16 protein-coding genes are annotated in these 18,006 nt (G+C 63.6%); 10 read left to right on the top strand and 6 right to left on the bottom strand.

Annotation, left to right across the window (positions count from 1 at the left end):
- Positions 1 to 564: a flavin reductase family protein gene (locus tag ACM42_RS37050; RefSeq protein WP_271533390.1), complete on the top strand. Its 564-nt coding sequence runs from the start codon at positions 1 to 3 to the stop codon at positions 562 to 564.
- 15 nt (positions 565 to 579) lie between these two features.
- On the opposite strand, the gene ACM42_RS37045 is transcribed toward ACM42_RS37050, so the two are convergent.
- Entirely contained in the window at positions 580 to 1,497 is a 918-nt protein-coding gene (locus tag ACM42_RS37045; protein ID WP_271533389.1) for an NAD(P)-dependent oxidoreductase, read from the bottom strand.
- 166 nt (positions 1,498 to 1,663) lie between these two features.
- Here ACM42_RS37045 and ACM42_RS37040 point away from each other — a divergent pair, with 166 nt between their 5' ends.
- The 6 genes from ACM42_RS37040 to ACM42_RS37015 all read left to right on the top strand — a co-directional run bounded on the left by ACM42_RS37040 (position 1,664) and on the right by ACM42_RS37015 (position 7,981).
- The gene (locus tag ACM42_RS37040) at positions 1,664 to 2,647 is read left to right on the top strand and encodes an ABC transporter substrate-binding protein (protein ID WP_271533388.1); all 984 of its coding nucleotides are present in this window, start codon (positions 1,664 to 1,666) and stop codon (positions 2,645 to 2,647) included.
- A 74-nt stretch (positions 2,648 to 2,721) separates the two neighbouring features.
- On the top strand, positions 2,722 to 4,416 hold the full coding sequence (ilvD, locus tag ACM42_RS37035) for a dihydroxy-acid dehydratase (RefSeq protein WP_271533387.1): 1,695 nt from the start codon (positions 2,722 to 2,724) through the stop codon (positions 4,414 to 4,416).
- A 94-nt stretch (positions 4,417 to 4,510) separates the two neighbouring features.
- Positions 4,511 to 5,356: an ABC transporter ATP-binding protein gene (locus ACM42_RS37030; RefSeq protein ID WP_442868967.1), complete on the top strand. Its 846-nt coding sequence runs from the start codon at positions 4,511 to 4,513 to the stop codon at positions 5,354 to 5,356.
- The gene (locus ACM42_RS37025) at positions 5,353 to 6,138 is read left to right on the top strand and encodes an ABC transporter permease (RefSeq protein ID WP_271533386.1); all 786 of its coding nucleotides are present in this window, start codon (positions 5,353 to 5,355) and stop codon (positions 6,136 to 6,138) included. The genes ACM42_RS37030 and ACM42_RS37025 overlap by 4 nt, the downstream gene beginning before the upstream one ends.
- A complete protein-coding gene (locus tag ACM42_RS37020) occupies positions 6,135 to 6,902 on the top strand; it encodes an ABC transporter permease (RefSeq protein WP_271533385.1) in 768 nt (255 codons plus the stop codon). The genes ACM42_RS37025 and ACM42_RS37020 overlap by 4 nt, the downstream gene beginning before the upstream one ends.
- Before the next feature lie 32 nt (positions 6,903 to 6,934).
- The gene (locus tag ACM42_RS37015) at positions 6,935 to 7,981 is read left to right on the top strand and encodes a peptidase M29 (protein ID WP_271533384.1); all 1,047 of its coding nucleotides are present in this window, start codon (positions 6,935 to 6,937) and stop codon (positions 7,979 to 7,981) included.
- On the opposite strand, the gene ACM42_RS37010 is transcribed toward ACM42_RS37015, so the two are convergent.
- From ACM42_RS37010 to ACM42_RS36990, 5 genes are read right to left on the bottom strand one after another with little or no spacing between them, the layout of a single operon-like run.
- Complete coding sequence (locus ACM42_RS37010) at positions 7,978 to 8,970, bottom strand: 3-hydroxybutyryl-CoA dehydrogenase (protein WP_271533383.1); 993 nt, start codon at positions 8,968 to 8,970, stop codon at positions 7,978 to 7,980. The two genes, ACM42_RS37015 and ACM42_RS37010, sit on opposite strands and share 4 nt — an antisense overlap.
- A 3-nt stretch (positions 8,971 to 8,973) precedes the next feature.
- Positions 8,974 to 10,062 carry an NAD/NADP-dependent octopine/nopaline dehydrogenase family protein gene (locus ACM42_RS37005; protein WP_271533382.1) on the bottom strand — a complete coding sequence of 363 codons (1,089 nt, stop codon included), beginning with the start codon at positions 10,060 to 10,062 and terminating at the stop codon, positions 8,974 to 8,976.
- Positions 10,059 to 11,594, bottom strand: a complete 1,536-nt coding sequence (locus tag ACM42_RS37000; protein ID WP_271533381.1) for a class I adenylate-forming enzyme family protein — start codon at positions 11,592 to 11,594, stop codon at positions 10,059 to 10,061. The genes ACM42_RS37005 and ACM42_RS37000 overlap by 4 nt, the downstream gene beginning before the upstream one ends.
- A gap of 2 nt (positions 11,595 to 11,596) precedes the next feature.
- Positions 11,597 to 12,886, bottom strand: coding sequence for an acyl-CoA dehydrogenase family protein (locus tag ACM42_RS36995; protein ID WP_271533380.1), 1,290 nt, complete (start codon positions 12,884 to 12,886; stop codon positions 11,597 to 11,599).
- Between the two features lie 12 nt (positions 12,887 to 12,898).
- Positions 12,899 to 13,696, bottom strand: coding sequence for an alpha/beta fold hydrolase (locus ACM42_RS36990; protein WP_271533379.1), 798 nt, complete (start codon positions 13,694 to 13,696; stop codon positions 12,899 to 12,901).
- 211 nt (positions 13,697 to 13,907) lie between these two features.
- Here ACM42_RS36990 and ACM42_RS36985 point away from each other — a divergent pair, with 211 nt between their 5' ends.
- The 3 genes from ACM42_RS36985 to ACM42_RS36975 all read left to right on the top strand — a co-directional run bounded on the left by ACM42_RS36985 (position 13,908) and on the right by ACM42_RS36975 (position 18,000).
- On the top strand, positions 13,908 to 14,669 hold the full coding sequence (locus tag ACM42_RS36985; RefSeq protein WP_271533735.1) for an SDR family NAD(P)-dependent oxidoreductase: 762 nt from the start codon (positions 13,908 to 13,910) through the stop codon (positions 14,667 to 14,669).
- Positions 14,670 to 14,711: 42 nt separating this feature from the next.
- Positions 14,712 to 15,548: an enoyl-CoA hydratase family protein gene (locus tag ACM42_RS36980; protein WP_035672506.1), complete on the top strand. Its 837-nt coding sequence runs from the start codon at positions 14,712 to 14,714 to the stop codon at positions 15,546 to 15,548.
- Positions 15,549 to 15,648: 100 nt separating this feature from the next.
- Complete coding sequence (locus ACM42_RS36975) at positions 15,649 to 18,000, top strand: bifunctional salicylyl-CoA 5-hydroxylase/oxidoreductase (RefSeq protein WP_271533378.1); 2,352 nt, start codon at positions 15,649 to 15,651, stop codon at positions 17,998 to 18,000.
- Positions 18,001 to 18,006: the final 6 nt, after the last annotated feature.

Raw genomic sequence — 18,006 nt, 5'->3', positions numbered from 1 at the left:
ATGAATGATCTGCCGAAGCAGCCCCGCGCTCCCGATCCCGCCAACGAGTTCGCGAGCGACAACTCGCTGATCGATCCCCGCGATTTTCGCAACGCGCTCGGAACCTATGCAACGGGCGTGACGATCATCACGGCGGCAGCGGCTGACGGCAAGCCCTACGGACTGACGTGCAATTCGTTCGCCTCGGTCTCTCTGAACCCGCCGCTGGTTCTGTGGAGCCTCGTCGTCTATTCCTCGAGCCTGACCATCTTCCAGAACGCCAGCCATTTCACGGTCAACGTGCTTGGTGCTTCGCAACAGGCGCTTGCGAACAAATTCGCAAAATCGTCGGACGACAAGTTCACCGGCGTGGACTGGGCGCCAGGCCTCGGCAACGCGCCAGTGCTCGCCGAGAGCGTTGCCAACTTTCAATGCCGCTCCGTGAATCGCTACTATGGCGGCGACCACGTGATCTTTCTCGGCGCGGTCGAGGCCTACACCTACAATGCGAAGGAGCCGCTGCTCTTCGCACGGGGGGCGTTCGGCCGCTTCATGGCCGACGATGAACGCAAGAAGGCGCCGTAACGCGCTTCAGGTCGCCTAGACGGCCTGGCGCTCCGGCCCCGAAAGCTTGTAGATCTCCAGCGCGTCCGCTTCCGCACCTCGCGCGGCCTTCGCCAGCCGGAAAAGTTGTCCGGCAAGGGTGGCCATCGGCACCGGGGTCGACGTCGCCTGGGCGACATCGGCGACCGTATCGAGGTCCTTGAGCATCGTGGCGATGTGACCGAGCGGCGGGTTGTGAATGCCCTGGACCATCCGCGGAACGAACAGCTGGAGCGGGATGGAATCCGCAAAGCCGCCGGCGAGCGCTTCGGGCAACCGGTTGGCGTCAATTCCGGCGTTCACGGCAAGGCGGGCTGCTTCCGCGAGGACGGCCATCGCGCATCCGACGATCACCTGGTTACACAGCTTTGTGGTCTGGCCGGCGCCGACCGGGCCCATGTGAGTGAACCTGCGCGCCATGGCCAGCACATAGGGCCGCACCCTCTCGATGTCGCCAGCTTCCCCGCCCGCCATGATGGCGAGCGTGCCTTCCTCGGCGCCCTTCGTGCCCCCGGACACCGGCGCATCGATCCAGCCCGCGCCGTTCGCGTCTTTCAGTCGCGTTGCGAGATCGCGCGCCGCGTCGGGATGTATCGAGGAGAAGTCGACGACAAGCTTACCTGCGCCAGGCGCCGCCGCCAGACCTTCAGGCCCGAAGATCACCTCTTCGACCGCCGCCGCATCCGTCACGCACATGAAGACGATGTCCGAGTTTACCAGAAGATCACGAGGCTTGACCGCACGCGCGGCGCCGGCCTCGGCGAGCGGAGCGATCTTGCCCTCTGAGCGGTTCCAGACTGCGACCTGATAGCCGGCTGCGAGCAGACGTCGGGTCATCGGCGCCCCCATGAGTCCAAGGCCGAGATAGCCGAGCCTCTCGGTGCCTTGCGAGTTTGCCTTGCTCTCATCAGCCATAGGTTGCCTCCTTCTGTCGCAATGCGACGGCCCCTTTACCATACATTGTGCATCCGAGGGCAAAACCGCCCGGCTCGCATGGCTTGCCTGATTGTTTGAACCATGAAACATTTGAGGCGGTCGGGTTGGGGGCGCCGGTCGGCGCCAGAGCAGCGGAGTGGGTACGATGCGAACCGTGTCGAAATGGATCCTGGCTTTGGGGGCGGCAGCAGCCGTGAGCGCGGGGGCAAGCCCGTCATGGGGGCAGCAGACGATCCGCGTCGGTTGGACGATCCCGGCCGAGGAATCCAAGTACTGGATGATGCGCCGGCCGACCGAATTTCCCAGTATCGGTAAGACCTACAACATCGAATGGACCCAATTTCAGGGCACCGCGCCGATGACGCAGGCATTGGCGGCCGGTGCGTTGGATTGCGCGACGCAGGCGCCGCTGTCGCTCGCCAACGGCGTGGTCGGTGGCAATCTCAAGGCCTATATCGTGGCGCAGCACGTTTTCGAGAAGCCCGGCGGCTTCTCGGTCTACTGGGCGGTCAAGGATGACTCGCCCATCAAGACAATCGCCGATCTCAAGGGCAAGACGGTCGGCATTTCCGTGATCGGTGGCGGCACGCAAGGGCCATTCAACCTGCTCTTGAAGCAGAATGGCGTCGATCCGGCCAAGGACATCAAGCTGGTCGAGGTCGGCTTTGCCGTCTCCGAGGACGCGCTGCGCCAAGGCCGCGTCGATGCGGTCAACATGAACCAGCCGTTTGCCGCACGCGCGGAGGCCAAGGGCGGCACAAGGAAGCTGTTCTCGCTGTCCCAGGCCATGCCGAACATCGTGCACATCCTGGAAGCCTGCCGTGCCGATTTCGTCGACAAGAATCCTGAGCTGGTCAAAGCCTATGTCCGCGACATCACGTCAGGCATGAAGAAGGCGCTGGCGAACCGTGAAGAGACCTTGAAGGTCGTATCGGAGGTGCTGAAGGCGCCTGTTCCGGTGCTCGAGACCTATCTACTCAAGGACAATGATTTCGGTCGCGATCCAGGCGCAGCACCAAACTTCCCCGCGATCCAGAAGATGCTGGACATCTATGCGGAGACAGGAATGCTGCCTAAGCTGGATGTCGCGCAGTTCAAGCATCAGACGATCGTCGCTCCGCTGCAATAGAAGCGGGCGAACGATCGAGCGTGAGATCGCAGCGTTCCGGATCGTCCGGGACGCTGCAGGAAGAAGATGCACATATGAAGAAGTTGCGATCACGCGTCACCACAGACGGGCTCGACCGAGCCCCGCATCGTGCATTCATGCGCGCCATGGGGCTGGACGACGCTGCGATCGCCAAACCGATGGTGGGCATCGTCAGCATGAAGGGCGAGCAGACGCCCTGTAACATGACGCACGACTTCCAGGTGGCTGCCGCCAAGACCGGGATCGAGGAGGCCGGCGGAACGCCGCGTGAGTTCTCGACCGTCTCGGTTTCCGATGGCATCAGCATGAACCACGAGGGAATGAAGTTCTCTCTGTTCTCGCGGGAGCTGATTGCCGATTCGATCGAAGCCGTCGTGCATGGGCTGGCCTACGATGCGCTGATCGGGTATGGCGGATGCGACAAGACGCTTCCCGGCGTGATGATGGGTATGGTTCGCTGCAACGTGCCGTCCATTTTCATCTATGGCGGCAGCTCGCTGCCGGGCCGTGTGGACGGTCGAACGTTGACGGTGCTGGACTCCTACGAGGCTGTCGGCAGCTTCATGACCGGCGAGATCGACGGCGCCACGCTCGAGCGGATCGAGCGCGCCTGCTTGCCGACAATCGGCGCATGCGCCGGTCAGTTCACTGCAAACACCATGGGAATGGTGTCGGAGGCGATGGGCCTGACCATTCCCAACGTCTCGATGGTGCCTGGTGTCTATGCCGAGCGGGCGCAGATATCACGACGAGCCGGGCGGCTGATCATGGCGATGCTGGAGCGTGGTGGACCGCTGCCGCGCGATATCGTGACGCGCAAATCCCTGGAGAACGGCGCGGCGATCGTGGCCGCGACGGGCGGCTCGACCAACGCCGCGCTGCACCTTCCTGCCATCGCGAACGAGGCCGGCATTGCATTCACGATCGAGGATGTGGGCGAGGTATTTGCCAGGACGCCGCTGATCGGAAATCTGCGGCCTGGGGGCAAATACACGGCGAAAGACGTCTACGACATCGGCGGCGCGGCGGTGGTGATCCGCGAGCTGATCCAGAGCGGGCATATCGAGGGCAGCTGTATCACCATCACGGGCCGAACGCTTGCCGAGGAATATGGTGCGGCCAATGCGCCCGATGGCGAGGTCGTTTACGCGTCTCGTGCGCCTATCATGCCAGATGGGGGCGTTGCAGTTCTGAAGGGCAACCTCTGTCCGGACGGTGCGGTGATCAAGGTTGCCGGTTTGAAGAACCAGTTCTTCGAGGGCGTCGCACGCGTTTTCGAGGATGAGGAAGCCTGCGTCAAAGCGGTTCGTGACCGTAGCTACAAGGCGGGCGAGATTCTTGTGATCCGCAACGAAGGGCCGGTCGGCGGCCCCGGTATGCGCGAAATGCTCGGCGTCACCGCGCTGATCTACGGGCAGGGCATGGGCGAAAAAGTGGCGCTGATCACCGATGGCCGGTTCTCCGGCGCGACCCGCGGCATGTGCATCGGCTATGTGGCCCCCGAGGCATTTGTTGGCGGTCCGCTGGCGCTTGTCCGCGACGGTGACAGGATCCGGATTGATGCCGCAAATCGGCGGATGGATGTCCTGCTCGACGAGCAGGAGCTCGCCGCGCGGCGGCGCGATTGGAAGCAACGTCCGCCCCGTCACCGTGCAGGTGCGCTCGCAAAATATGCGCGACTGGTCGGCCAAGCGCCGGGCGGAGCCGTTACGCATGAAGGCCCGGCAGAATGGCCGTGGTTCGAATGACGCACCGCACGTGTGCGAAGGCGACGGCCTGTCTGGCAGGTTTCTTGCTAAGCTCGTGCCGCTGAATGTTCGCGCGAGTGAGACGAGATACGGGATGACGGTAGTGGCTGCGAGATCGAGCGAATGGATGAGACCGGTGACATCACAAGAGCCGGCTTCCGCAATCATCGAGATCGATCGCGTCTCGCAGGTCTTTCAGACCTCGGCGCGCAAGGATCATTTGGCGCTGTCGGACATCTCGCTGACGATTGAGGAGGGAGCCTTCGTCTCAATCCTTGGTCCGTCCGGCTGCGGCAAGTCGACACTGCTCTATATCGTCGGCGGCTTTGTCAGCCCGACCAGCGGCATGGCGAAGATCAAGGGACATGCGATTATCGGGCCCGGTCCGGATCGCGGACCGGTGTTCCAGGAGTTTGCTTTGTTTCCCTGGAAGACCGTGCTGGGAAATGTGATGTATGGCCCACGCCAGCAAGGTGTGCGCGCCGCCGAGGCCGAAGCGCAGAGCCGGGCCCTGATCGAGATGGTCGGTCTCAAAGGCTTTGAGAGTTTCTACCCCAAGGAATTGTCCGGCGGCATGAAGCAACGCGTGGCGCTGGCGCGCACGCTCGCCTACCATCCCGAAGTTCTGCTGATGGACGAGCCGTTCGGCGCGCTCGACGCGCACACCCGGACTCGCCTGCAGAACGATCTTCTGACCATCTGGGAGCGCGACCGCAAGACGGTGCTGTTCGTCACTCATTCGGTCGACGAGGCCGTCTTCCTCTCGGACAAGGTTGTCATGATGTCGAAATCTCCGGGCCGCATCCGGCAGGTCATCGACATTGATCTGCCGCGGCCGCGCCGCCGCAAGGAGCTGTTGCTCGATCCCCGCTATCAGAAGTACGTCGTCGATATCGAGCGCATGTTCGATGAGAGCGACGAAGCCGGGCCTGTCTCATGATGACACCGGCTGCGTTGACCAAGCGGGCTGCTCCGGTGCTGGCCTGCATCGGATTGTTGGCGGTGTGGCAGGTTGCCTCGCTGGCGCTGAAGAACGACAGCTTCCCGACGGCGATTGAAGCGATCCGGGCAATTCCGGACATTCTCGGCGACAAGGAGTCCCTGATCAACATCCTCGCTTCGCTTCGGCGCATGGCGGTCGGGTTCGGCGTGGCGGTGCTGGTTTCGATTCCACTGGGCCTGTTGATGGGACGCAGCCGGGGCGTCGCGGCCTTCTTCAATCCACTCCTGATGGTGATTTATCCGGTGCCGAAGGCCGCCTTGATGCCGATTATCATGCTTTGGCTGGGCGTCGGCGACGTTACCAAGACACTGGTGATCTTTCTGGGCGTCAGCCTCCCCGTGATCTACCACAGTTTCGAGGGTGCCAAGGCCGTCGAAGAGAAGATGCTGTGGTCAGGTGCTGCGATGGGGCTTTCGCCCGCACAAAGGCTGGTGCGGATCGTGCTGCCCGCGGCGCTGCCGGAAATCCTGACCGGATGCCGCACGGGATTGGTGCTGGCGCTGATCACGATGATCACAAGTGAGATGATTGCCCGTCAATCTGGCGCCGGCAATATCCTGTTCAATGCGCTCGACATGGGCCAATACGACACCGTCTTCGCGATGATCATCATCGTGGGGGCGATGGGAATTTTCCTCGACGCGATTTTTGAAAAGGCTCGTGCCAGACTTGTGCGTTGGTCCGAACCGCAGTTCGACATGCCGCTGAGCTTCTCATGATGTCGCGCTTTCTCTCTCCGAACGTCTTTCTTGGGATTGCCCCGATCCTGCTGGTGATCGCGGTATGGCAGGGCCTGGTGTCATTCGGCTTTGCGCCCGCGGTCTTGCTGCCGCCGCCGGGGTTCGTCTTCGGCCGGCTGCTTCAGCAACTCGTGACGTTCGCGTTTCAGCAGGAGATCGCGGCAACGCTGATCCGGCTGTTTGCGGGGTTCGCGATTGCGGTCGTGCTAGGCGTGAGCATCGGTATCGCGGCTGCCGCCAACCCCGCGATCAACGCCGTGGTCCGTCCTATCGTCCGCGTATTGGCGCCGTTGCCCAAGGTTGCCCTCTATCCGGCGCTCCTGCTCTTGCTCGGGTTCGGCCACGGATCCAAGATCACATTGGTGGCCGCGGACGCGTTGTTTCCCATTCTGCTTTCCACCTATTACGGTGCATCGACCGTCGAGCAGAAGCTGATCTGGTCGGCCATGGCGGCAGGAACGCCGCGCTATGAAATCCTCTTCAAAGTGGTGCTGCCGGCCGCGATGCCGTCGATTCTGACCGGATGCCGGATCGGCCTTGTCATTTCCTGCATCGTGGTGTTTCTGGCCGAGATGATCACGTCGACGGACGGATTGGGCCATGCACTTGTGACGGCGGCCCGAACCTTCCAGGCCGTCGATATGTTCGTGCCCCTGATCACGATCTCGCTGCTGGGTCTGATCCTGAACGGCCTGCTGGGAGCGCTGCGCTCGTACTTGCTCCGGGGCTTCCCCGAAGCATAACAAACAAGAACTCTGTAGACCGGGAGAGAACCATGCTGGCCGATCGCATCGAAGCGAAATGGATTGACGCATTCTGCGAGATATTCGAGCGATGCGCCGTCAAGGCCGGCGATACCGCGGCGATCCTCTCGGAAACCCAGTCGCGTGCGTTGAACGTGCATCTGGCGGAGCTTGCCCTGCTGCGGATGGGAGCGCGGCCCTTTCATGTGGTGATGCCGACGCCGCGTAACCGGAATATCGTTCCGGTTCGCTCGACCGGAGCGAGCGAGGCGATCCAGCGCCTTGGACCGGTGATCGGCGCACTGCAGCAGGCCGGTTTCGTGGTGGATTGCACCATCGAGGGCCTGATGCACGCGGTGGAGACGCCTGAGATACTCAAAGCCGGCGCGCGGATCCTGGTGATCTCCAACGAGCATCCCGAGGCGCTGGAACGGATGGTGCCGGATCCCGCGCTTGAGAAGCGTGTTCGCGCCGCGGCCAAGCTGCTACGCGGGACCAAGCGGATGCGGGTGACGTCGAAGGCCGGAACGGCGCTCGACATCGACATGGTCGGCGCCTCCACGGTCGGTGTGTGGGGTTGGACCGACAAACCCGGCACCCTGGCGCATTGGCCCGGCGGAATCGTCGTCAGCTTTCCCAAGAGCGGAACGATCAACGGCACGCTGGTGATGGCGCCCGGCGACATCAATCTCACTTTCAAGCGTTATCTGACGTCGCCTGTGAAGATGACGTTGAAGGACGACTATGTCGTCGAATTGGAAGGGGAGGGCACGGATGCTGCGATGATGCGTGCCTATCTCGCCGCCTGGGGCGATCGCGAAGCCTACGCCGTGTCGCATGTCGGCTTCGGCATGAATCCGGCTGCGCGCTACGAGGCGCTGTCGATGTACGACCAGCGCGACACCAACGGCACCGAGATTCGGGCCGTCTCCGGCAATTTCCTGTTCTCGACCGGAGCGAATGAATTCGCAGGGCGCTACACGGCAGGACATTTCGACCTGCCGATGATGGGGACGACGATCGAGCTCGACGGCGTTGCGGTGGTCCGGGAGGGCGTGCTCCAGGACGTCTTCGGCTAGTTGTGGTCGAGCACCGGGGGGCGCGCCAGTCCGAAATGCCGGAGCAGATCGACCATGGCCTGGAGCCGCTTCGCGCGATAAGCGTCGACGTCGAGCCCGGAATAATCGAGAAAGCCTGCGCCCGTGCGCAAGCCGATCCGGCCTTCGTGCATGTTGCGTGAGATGACGTCCGGCGCCCGATAGCGCTCGCTGCCGAGCGCGCCTTCCAGATACCTACTCGCGTAGTATAGGATGTCGCCGCCGCCCCAATCGATGAATTCGAGCAGCCCGAGCACGGCATAGCGGAAGCCGAAGCCATAGCGGATCGCCTTGTCGATCTCTTCAGCGCTGGCCACGCCCTCTTCGACCATGCGTGCGGCTTCGTTCATCGCCAGCGCCTGGATGCGCGGGACGATGAAACCGGGTGTGGCGGCGCAGACAACCGGTACCTTGCCGATGCCCTCGAGCAACGCCTTGACCTCGTCGATGACGGCCGGGTCGGTGGCCTTGCCGGGCGAAATCTCGACCAGCGGGATCAGATAGGCCGGGTTGAGCCAATGCACATTGAGGAAGCGGCGAGGATTCACGATCGCGCCGGAGAGATCATCGACGAGGATCGTCGATGTCGTCGATGCAATGATGGTGTCCGGGCCGACTTGTCGCGACGCTGCCGCCAGTACCTCGCGCTTGAGTTCGACCACCTCAGGAACGCCCTCGAAGACCATGCCGGCCTCGGACAGAGCTGCACCGCTTCCGCCGACCGCGACCACCGAGACGCGCGCGATGAGCGGATCGACATCCGCCTCGGTCAAGAGCCCCAGCTTCGACAGGCTGGCAAAGGTCTTCCTGACCTCGCCGAGCGCGTCCGCTTCCAGCTTGGTGAAATCCTCCGCGGAGCGCGCCTTGACGTCGATCATCGTGACCCTGTGGCCTGCATAGGCGAATGCGACGGCGATGCCGCGCCCCATGCGGCCAGCCCCGAGACAGGCGATATTGACGCGACTGGTCATCGATCAGAATCCGTTGCGAAGCAGCGTCTGCAATTCAGCCTTCCTGAGATTGCCGAGCCCCAACGTTTCGAGCGTTCGGCCACCTTGCGCGAAATCCTCGCCGCAGACCGCGCCGCCGATTGACAGGAACGCTTTGGCCAGCGGTGTGGCTACGCCAGCAAGGCCTGCGACGGAGACCAGCAGCGACAGCCCGAGCCGCAGATCCTCGCGCATGTAGCGGTGCTCGCTCAGCACGATCCGTTCGCGCCAGTCGCCGGAATCGGTCAGCCGGTCGTGCGAGCCGCGGCCATACATCCAGATCTCGCCTTCTCTCGCGTAGTGATGAGCGAGCGGGAAATGTGGTGCACTATAGCCGAGCGCCTCACGCACGGCGATCCGCTCGGCATCGAGCGCGTCGGTGACCCGCCGGATCGCGGCTTGGGTACCTTCCTTGTGTATGTCCCAACGTTCGAAATGTTCGATCGGCCCCGCGTTCATCACGATCAGCGGCGGATGGATAATGGGTCCTGCATTCATCAGCGCGCCGGACAGCGCATCCCCGCACGGCTCGATGACGCCCGGGAAAGCGCGTCCAATGACTTCGAGCGCGTGGGGCGCCTGGTCGAGCGGGAACACACCGACTGGCAATCGCTTGGCGCGGATGGTGATCGCGACCTCGAATGGTCCGTGCTTGCGGGTCAGCCACGGCAGGGTGCCGGTCTCCGCAAAGCTCACCTTGGCATGGTTGCCGGCATCCCGCGCCGCTTGGGCGAAGACCATCGAGCCGAACGTCGCCGGCGGCAGAAACACGACGTGGCCGTCTCGCAGATGCGGGGCGAGCAGGCGGGCGATATCCGGCTGTGCGAAGGCAGGGGCGGGGCACAGGATCAGCTCCGTGCCGTTGACCGCCTCGGCGATATCGGTCGTGACCAGCGCGAGCTTCACGTCGTGGCGGCCGTTGTGATCCTTGACCAGGATGCGCGCCCCCGCGGCACGATGTGCCGCGACCTGATCGGCATCGCGACGCCATAGCCGCACCTCATGCCCCGACAGCGCAAAATCGCCCGCGGCCGCGAAAGAGCCGTTCCCCCCGCCCAGAACCGCAATCTTCAAGATGCTTCTCCTTGCGTCCGGGACTGCGCATCAAGCTGCTTCAGCAGGAAATGCTGGACCTTGCCGAGCGCCGTCCGCGGCAGATCGGTGACGAAGACGATCTCGCGCGGAACCTTGTAGCGCGCGAGTTGCGCTTGAAGGTGCGTCCTCAATTCGTCCACCTCGAGCCGGCAGCCGGATCTCGCAATGACATAGGCGATCGGCACCTCGTCCCAGCGCGGGTCCGGCCGGCCGATCACGGCGCATTCGCTGACATCAGGATGTTCGAGCAGGACGCGCTCGACCTCGGCCGGGTAGACGTTTTCCCCGCCGGATATGATCATGTTCTTCCTGCGGTCGCGGACCCAGAAGTAGCCGTCTGCATCGCACAGGCCGATATCGCCGGTGCGATACCAGCCGTCGTACAAGGCGTCGCGCGTTGCGGCCTCGTTGCCCCAATATTCAAAGAACACGTTGGGCCCGCGCACCGCGATCTCGCCCGGCGTGCCCGCCGGCATCTCATTGCCAGCCTGATCGACCACCTTCGCCTCGCAACACAGGCCGGCAAGGCCGGTCGATCCCACGCGCGAAAGATCGCCGCCGAGCCTCGTGTAGATTGCGATCGGGCAGGTCTCGGTCGAGCCGTAGACCTGAAGCACCGGGACATCGCGCGCGACAAAACGCTCGATCAGGTGTGGAGGCACGATGGTCGAGCCTGTTGCGACGGCCTTGAGTGACGAAAGATCGGCGGTCGCCCAGGCGGGATGCTCGCTCACCGCCTGGATGATCGCAGGCACCAGCACCGTGAGCGTCGGCCGCTCCTGTTCGATGGCCGCAAGCGCGGTATCCGGGGTAAAGCGCGCATGGATCGTGACCGCCGCGCCCAGTTGGAGCGCCGGCGTCGTCTGGATGTTGAGGCCGCCGACGTGGAAGAACGGCAGCACGGTCAGCACGTGGTCGTCGGACGTCATGTTGTGCATGTGCTGGCTCATGACGCCGTTCCAGAACAGCGCCTCCTGGCGCAGCACTGCGCCTTTCGGCCGCCCGGTCGTTCCCGACGTGTAGACGATGAGCAGCGGACACGAGAGATCGGTGTGCGGATTTCGGCTGGTGCCGTCGCTCTTGGCGAGCAGGCCTTCGAACGTTGTGCCGTCGGGCGGTGCGAAATCGAGGCCGACGACGGCAGTCCCCGGTGCGGATTGCGCGAGTGTGGAAAGAAGTCCCTCAAAGGCTTGCTCAAGCAAGAGAACCTTGGCGCCGGCATCGCTGAGAATGAACAGCTGCTCGGCGATAGCCAGCCGCCAGTTCAGTGGCACCAGGATAGCCCCGAGCCGCGCGCACGCGTAGAGCAGCACCAGATAATCGGGCCTGTTCAGGCTCAGAATCGCGACGCGGTCGCCGCGGCCGACGCCAAGCTCCTGCTTCAATGCTGTCGCGGTCCGCTCGATGCGTGCGGCGAATGCCGCATAGCTCAGCCGCTTCCCTTCGAAGGAAATAGCCGTCTTGTCTGGAGCGAACGCCGCGTTGCGGTCTATCAGGCTACAGAGGTCCACCGTCAGTCGTCCGTTTCACCGGCCTCGTACAGCGCTTCGCGCCCGATCCGGTCGAGGCAGAGTTCGGCGGTCCAGGGCAGCATCAGCGAGCCGCAGCGGCTGTCGCGATAGATCCGCTCGAGCGGCAGCGACCTGAGCATGGCCTGACCGCCGCAGGTGCGGATCGCGAGCGCGGCGAGCTCATTGGCGCCTTCCATCACCGAATATTGCGCGGCATAGGCCCGGAGCACCTGCTCCTTGCTCGGATTGGCGCAGGCTTCGGTGACGGCCTGGAACCAGATCCCCTTGATCTGCTCCAGCTTGATCTGCATCTGCGCGACCGCGATCTGCTTGGTCGGGTACATCCGCCGCTTGACCGGAGGCATGCCCGGCACCTCGCCGCGCAAGTAGCGCACGGTGAAGTCATAGGCGGCTTGTGCGAGGCCCATATAGGTCGGCGACAGCGTCAGGAACATGTGCGGCCAGCGCATCGCAGCCTGGAAATAGACGCCACGCGGCATCAGCGCGAAGTCCTCCGGCACGAAAACGTCCTTGAACAGAAGCGTCCGCGAGACCGTGCCCCGCATGCCGAGCGGATCCCAGTCGCCGACAACCGAGACGCCTTGCGACTTTGCGGGGATGGCGAGGTAAAGCGTGTTGCGGCGCGAGGCCTTCTCGCCTTCTTCGATCTCGGTGCAAAGCACGCCGTAATAGTCGGCGTGGCCGGAGAGCGAGGCAAAGATCTTCTTGCCGTTGACGATCCAGCCCCCCGCAACCGGCTTCGCTTCCGTGCCGAACGCGACACCGCCGGCCGCCGCCGCGCCACCTTCGGAGAAGGGTTGCGAGTAGATCGCACCGTCCTCGACGATGCGCTTGTAGTGAACCGCGCGCCGCCGCTCGTGCTCCGCGCGCGTTTCTGCATCCATGTCGAGATCGTCGGCGAGGGGGCCCGACCACAGGGTCGAGCAGACATGCATGTTCCAGGTGAGCGCGGTCGCGCCGCAATAGCGGCCGATCTCGGCGGCCGCCAAGGCATAGGTCTGGTAGTTCGCGCCAAGTCCGCCGTGCTTCTTCGGGACGGCAATGCCGAGCAGGCCGACGCGATGCAGGTCGCGATAATTCTCGGTCGGGAAGATCGCCTCGCGATCGTAGGTCGCGGCGCGAGCGGCGAACACGCTCTGGCCGATCTCGCGGGCGCGCGTAACGATGCCGGCCTGCTCGTCGCTCAGGCGGAAGGCGACAGGATCGAAGATCGGCGCATCCAGCGCGACCTTGGTGGTCGTGCCAATAGTCTTGCTGACTTGCATGGTCATCGCGCAGTTACCTTAGGCTTTGGTCGCGAGAGAGTTCAGAAACCGGCCGAGAGCTTCGTCAAAGGCGGCGGGGCGTTCGAGATTGGCAAGATGGCCCACGCCGGCTAGCTCGACATATTCAGCCCCAGGGATATAGGTCGCGGTCTTTGCCATCATCGGGGCGGGCGCGTTGTTGTCCTTGGAGCCGGACAGCAGCAGCGTGGGGACGGAGATATCCCCAAGCGTATTGCGCTGATCGAAGCCGATGAGAGCCAGCATCATGGCGCGATAGCTTGCCTCAGGCACGCTCCCCATGCATTCGCGCGCCAGCTCCATCCCGTTCGGATCGGGATCATCGCCGACCAGCTCCTTCACCAGCGTTGGCGCCAGCGACTTCATGGTCTCCCCGCGATCGAGCGGCCCGAGCCGTGCCGCGATGAATGACTTCTGCCAATCGCCGTCGGCCTTCCCGAAGGCAGGGCTGGTCTGCGCCAGCACGACCGCGCGTGCCAGTTTGGGGGATTGCACCAGCCACTTCTGGACGATCATGCCGCCGATGGAATGGCCGACCAGAATAGGCTTGGCCGCGCCAAGCTGCTCGATGAATTGCTGAAGCGCATCGGCCAGGGCAGCGATGCTGACGCTGGCGAGCGGCGCCGATCCGCCATAGCCCGGCATGTCCCATGCGATCGTGTGGAAGCGGTCGCCGAACGTGGCAAGCTGCCGCCGCCAGCTTCGCGCCGCGCCGCCAATGCCATGCAGGAAAATCAGGGGTATCGCACCCGGATCGCCCGCGGCTTCATAGGCGAAGCGTCCGTCCTTTGTTATCATTGGCGCAGGCTGCGACACGCGACATCCTTTTGCTTGGCCCGTGGATGCTAACAGGCCTGTGGGGGATGGGAAGAGATAATTTTATACTTAAAGCAATTTCCGGGCCGCTTCTGTGCGGCGGCATTCCGGGGGCGAGCGCCGCTTTCGTTGCAAAAATTTGAAGGTTAAAATATATCGGAAGAGCGATCACAAGATCCGAGGGAGTCGCCGCATGTCCGGATTGCCGCACTCGCCGCACGCGCTGGTGACCGGCGGCGGTCGCGGCATCGGCCGCGCGATAGCTGCTTCTCTCGTCGGCGCTGGCGCGACCGTAACCGTGCTTGGCCGGAACGCGGCGGTTCTCGAAGAGGCGGTCAATGCAGGTGCGGCGCACTTTGCGGCCGTCGCTGATGTGTCGAACGAAGCGTCCCTGAAAGCTGCCATTGCCGGAGCGGGTGCGCGCAAGCCGATCGACATCCTGATTGCCAATGCGGGCAGTGCTGAATCGGCGCCGTTCGCGAAATCGGATGCCGCCCTTTTTGCGCGCATGATGGATGTCAATTTCATGGGCGTCGTGCGTGCCGTCCAGGCTGTGCTGCCGGGCATGAAGGATCGCCCCTATGGCCGTATCGTCGTGGTCGCGTCGACGGCCGGGCTCAAGGGCTATGCCTATGTCAGCGCGTATGCTGCTGCAAAGCACGCCGTAGTCGGTCTCGTGCGTTCGCTCGCCCTCGAGATGGCTGGAAGCAATGTGACCGTGAATGCAGTGTGTCCCGGCTTCACCGACACCGATCTCGTCGCAAGCAGCATCGAGAACATCATGAAGAAGACGGGGCGGACGCGCGAGCAAGCCATCGCAGAGCTCGCGAAACACAACCCGCAAGGACGCCTGATCACGCCGCAGGAAGTGGCAGACGCGGTTCTCTGGCTGTGCGGTGAGGGCGCGAGCGCAATCACCGGGCAGGCGATTGCCGTGGCCGGGGGCGAGGTCTAGCGTGCCTGGTGCAGTCGCGAAAAAAGAAGCCAAGGAGATCGCATGAGCAGACCCGCCAATCCCGTCACCGTGCCGCTTGCAGACTACTCGCCGCAACACTTTATGCTGGCTGTGGTCGACGGCGTTGCGACGGTCACGCTCAACCGCCCCGAACGAAAGAATCCGCTGACGTTCGAAAGCTATCGGGAGCTGACCGATTTCTTCCGTGCCTGCGCCTTCGACGACGCGGTCAAATCTATCGTCGTCACCGGTGCCGGCGGCAATTTCTCGTCGGGCGGCGACGTGTTCGAGATCATCGGCCCGCTCGTGAAGATGGACACCAAGGGGTTGACCGCCTTCACGCGGATGACCGGCGACCTCGTCAAGGCGATGCGGGCGTGCCCTCAGCCGATCGTGGCCGCGGTCGAGGGCATCTGTGCCGGGGCCGGGGCGATCATCGCCATGGCATCCGACATGCGCCTTGCGGCGAGCGGGGCCAAGGTGGCGTTCCTGTTCAACAAGGTGGGGCTGGCCGGCTGCGACATGGGGGCCTGCGCGATCCTGCCGCGGATCATCGGGCAGTCGCGCGCTTCGGAGCTGCTCTACACCGGCCGGTTCATGACCGCGGAAGAGGGCGAGCGCTGGGGCTTCTTCAGCCGCATCGTCACGCCGGAGCAGGTGCTGCCCCAGGCGCAAATTCTGGCGAAGCAGATCGCGGAAGGTCCGACTTTCGCCAATACCATGACCAAGCGGATGCTGGCCATGGAATGGGCGATGTCGGTGGAGGAGGCGATCGAGGCGGAGGCCGTTGCCCAAGCGTTGTGCATGACCACCGCGGATTTCGAGCGGGCCTTCGAGGCATTCGCCAACAAGGTCAAGCCGGTCTTCAGGGGCGACTAGGTCGATCGTCTTGACGCGGCCAAGCCAGCAACGGGGACTTGCGCGAAATTATTTTAGGCTTAAAATAGTTTCCATGGCCGGGTGAATTGGCGAGGCTCCCATGAAAGTCGCGATCATCGGTGGCGGACCTGCGGGTCTCTATGCTGCGATCCTGCTCAAGAAGCAGCGCCCGGCCGCCGACATCACGGTGTACGAGCGCAATCGGGCCGACGACACTTTCGGCTTCGGCGTGGTGTTCTCGGATGCGACGCTCGATAACTTCGAGAAACACGATCTTCCGAGCTACCGCCGCATCACCCAGGAATTTGCCTATTGGGACGACATTGCCGTGCATTTCCGCGGCACGGTGCACCGGGTCGGCGGCAACGGCTTTTGCGGCTGCTCGCGACGCAAGCTGCTTCTGATCCTTCAGGAGCGGGCTCGCGAGCTTGGCGTCGTCCTGCATTTCGAGGTGGACATCGACGACGAGTCCCGCTTCGCCGATGCCGATCTCATTCTCATCGCCGACGGCATCAACAGCCGCTTCCGCGAGAAGTACGTCGACCATTTCCAGCCGGAGGTCGACATCCGCTCCAACAAATTCGCCTGGATGGGATCGACCAGGCCGCTCGATGCCTTCACCTTCATCTTCCAGGAGACCGAGTGGGGGCCGTTCATCGCCCATGCCTATCAGTATGAGGCCGGGCATTCGACCTGGATCTTCGAGACCGATCCGGAGACGTTCGAGCGGGCGGGGCTGACGGGGCTGGACGAAGCCCAGTCCGCCGCGCGGATGGCAGACATCTTCGGCTGGTTTCTCGGCGGGCATCAATTGCTGACCAACCGCTCGATGTGGCGCAACTTCCCCATGATCCGCAGCAAGCGCTGGGTCAAGGACAACATGGTTCTGCTCGGCGACGCCAAGGCCAGCGCGCATTTCTCCATCGGCTCGGGCACCAAGCTCGCGATGGAAGACGCGATCGCGCTGGCCGAAGCGATGGAGAAGGCGCCCAGCATCGAGGCGGCGCTGGAAATTTATGAGCACGGTCGCCGCGAGGAGGTCGAGAAGACGCAGCATGCCGCCGACGTCTCGCTGGTCTGGTTCGAGCATGTCGACCGCTTCTGGGATTTCGATCCGGTGCAGTTCGCCTTCGGCGTCATGACGCGCTCGAAGGCGATCACCTATGACAATCTGAAACTCCGCGCCCCGGATTTCGTGGCGGAGGTCGAGAAGTCGTTTGCAAGGCAGGTGCGCAGCAGCGGCTTCGATGTCGATACCGATCGACCGATGGTGCCGCTGTTCCAGCCGTTCCGTCTGCGTGAGATGAAGCTCGCGAATCGTGCGGTGATGTCGCCGATGTGCATGTATTCGGCGAAGGAGGGTGTGCCGACAGACTTCCACCTGGTTCATTACGGCTCGCGCGCGATCGGCGGCGCCGGGCTGATCTTCACCGAGATGACCTGCGTTAGCCGCGATGCCCGGATCACGCCCGGCTGCGCCGGCCTGTGGAACGACGAGCAGGAAGCCGCATGGCTGCGCATTGTGGATTTCGTCCACGGCAACTCGGAGGCAAAGATCTGCCTTCAGTTGGGGCACGCCGGTCGCAAGGGCGCAACCAAGCTGATGTGGGACGGCATGGACCGGCCTCTGGATGAAGGCGGCTGGGAAACCGTTTCGGCATCGCCGCTGCCCTATTTCCCCGACAGCCAGGTGCCACGCGAGCTCGATCGCTCCGGCATGAACGCGGTGAGGGACGCTTTTGTTGCGGCCGCCGAGCGCGGCGAGCGCTGCGGCTTCGACATGTTGGAGCTGCACTGCGCCCACGGCTATCTGCTCGCGAGCTTCATCTCGCCGCTGACCAATACCCGCACGGACGAATATGGCGGTTCGCTCGCCAACCGGCTGCGTTTTCCGCTTGAGATCTTCGAGGCGCTGCGCGCGGTGTGGCCGTCGCACAAGCCGATGTCGGTGCGTATCTCCGCAACCGATTGGGCTGACGGCGGCGTCACCGGCGATGATGCCGTCGCCATTGCGCGGGCCTTCGCCGAGGCGGGTGTCGATCTCGTCGACGTCTCGACCGGCCAGACCGTGCGCGATGCGCAGCCGGTCTACGGGCGCATGTTCCAGACGCCGTTCTCCGATCAGGTCCGCAACGAGGCGCGGGTAGCCACCATGTGCGTCGGCAACATCACCACGGCGGACCAGGCCAATACCATTTTGGCCGCTGGCCGCGCGGATCTCGTCGCGCTCGGCCGTCCGCATCTCGTCGATCCCTTCTTCACCATGAGGGCGGCGGCCTGGTACGGGGCCGACGACGCATTCTGCCCGCCGCAATATCTGCCCGGAAAAGATCAGATTTTCCGCAACAGCGTGCGCGACCGGCAGGATCTGGAGGAGCTGAGAATTAAGGCTAAGCCCAAGACACGGGCCGAGCTCAAGGCGGAGGCGACAAAGCCGCTTGCGGCGGAGTGACCGCCC

It is taken from the genome of Bradyrhizobium sp. CCBAU 25338 (genome assembly GCF_028128965.1).
Lineage (GTDB): Bacteria > Pseudomonadota > Alphaproteobacteria > Rhizobiales > Xanthobacteraceae > Bradyrhizobium > Bradyrhizobium liaoningense.
This window is presented reverse-complemented; position numbering and strand designations above follow the sequence as displayed.